This is a genomic window from Shewanella canadensis (genome assembly GCF_003966225.1).
In the GTDB taxonomy this organism is placed as follows: domain Bacteria; phylum Pseudomonadota; class Gammaproteobacteria; order Enterobacterales; family Shewanellaceae; genus Shewanella; species Shewanella canadensis.
Map to the genome: position 1 here is coordinate 1 of NZ_RXNU01000045.1, position 1,648 is coordinate 1,648.

At 35.2% G+C, this 1,648-nt stretch carries 1 protein-coding gene; it reads left to right on the top strand.

Annotation, left to right across the window (positions count from 1 at the left end):
• Positions 1-736 precede the first annotated feature (736 nt).
• Positions 737-961, top strand: coding sequence for a hypothetical protein (locus EKG38_RS24730; protein ID WP_126523525.1), 225 nt, complete (start codon positions 737-739; stop codon positions 959-961).
• Positions 962-1,648: the final 687 nt, after the last annotated feature.

The window sequence follows — 1,648 nt, forward strand, 5'->3', positions numbered from 1 at the left end:
ATTAAGGACTCAAAAGAGAAGTATAACTAAGGTGATTGCATTAACCATATGCATCAAGGCTTTCAACCACAAGGGTTTACCAGGTGGAGGAGTTATAGTCTCCTGAGGGTTTTTCAGAGAAGATACCCACAAACTTACTACAATGACTAATCCCAAGAATAAGATTTTCCACCATTTACCTCAGAAATGGTCATATCAAGGATAAGGATAAGTATTCCAAAACCGTTCAGATGAGATAACATACTACAAATGCATGAATAAGATATGAAATATAAACCAAGCATAACGGTATCAAATGCATCGAATACAGGCATGTACCCATACTACCACGGGTCTTAAGTCACCTTTGGAAAGGTCGTTTTGACTTCTGCCTCACAGACATATACTCAGAAATAAAAGTCACTCAGAGATGGTGTTTATCATTTTACCTATATGTGAGGAAGGAAGATGGACAATCATCACACATATATTAATAAGAACGGACTGGTGTAATGGAATGAACTTGGTCTCAAAGAATGGAAAAATTAGCCTTGCTTGAGATGTCGGGTTTTTCACCTTAGCACCTTCTCACTTACTCGCCACATCCTACCATATCAGCTTAGATCTACAAAGACAGTAATGGGTTGTAACTTGGCTTAGGACAGGGCTAGAAATGGAAAAGGCTTTTGTGAAATATTTTTAGAACATTCGGGCCTTCAATACTTGTGATTTGTAATAACAGCACATGGAGAAATTTTTGGAATTTTTCTGGGAAGAAGTGTTTCTCATATTCTTTTGGGAAAATTTCAATGAAGCTCTAGCCAATATTTTGGAATCTTCCTTTCTTTTTGGATTTGAAATGGTTTGGGAAGATTCTGGCTTTTTCTGGAATTTCTTCAAACTTTTTGATTTTCAATATTTGGTTCATCTCACTAGTTTGGATATTTCTTTATATTTCTCCTTTCTTCTTGTAACCACATAAACAATCATCCTTATGTTCCAAAAACAATGGGTAAAAGGACCTAAACATTCTAAGGGTTTTTTACTCCCATAATGGAGTTGGGTAAGGATAATGGGCTCAAGAAAAAGGCTAAGTAACAAGAAAGGCTCAGAATAGTCAATCCTAAGGGATAAAGCATCAAAGGGTACCCTAAGGTAAACAGGGTTTAACTAAATGTCTTTGTATCACTTTTAACTACTAATTATGCATGGTGATCACATCTTGAAATAAGCTACAAGACCCAAGTTTATATTACACCCACTTGATGTTAGCTCAAGGCTAACTGAAAAATGAATATGAGACTAAAAATAGACAAAACTGAGAGGTTGAGTCTTTTGACTCCAGATGTATGTAATAACTCTCCAAGAAAAGGACGGGTCTCAAAAGCTCACAGGGTTAAGTCTCCACATTTATTCCTCAAGTTTCTCCAGGTGTAATTGTATTTGCACATGTAATATGTAATAAATGCAAGTGCATGCCATGCTTATGCTCATGCAAATGTAGTATAAGACTCAACTACTTGGTGAAGCAATAAATGTCCTTAAACTTGAAAAAGATAGAATTCAACCATTATATTCATCATTGATGGTGTACTTATCCTATTTTTGGAAAAGTCTTTGTAACAAAGATTTTTGTTGATTTTTCTCAAAATTTTTGAATTTTTACACG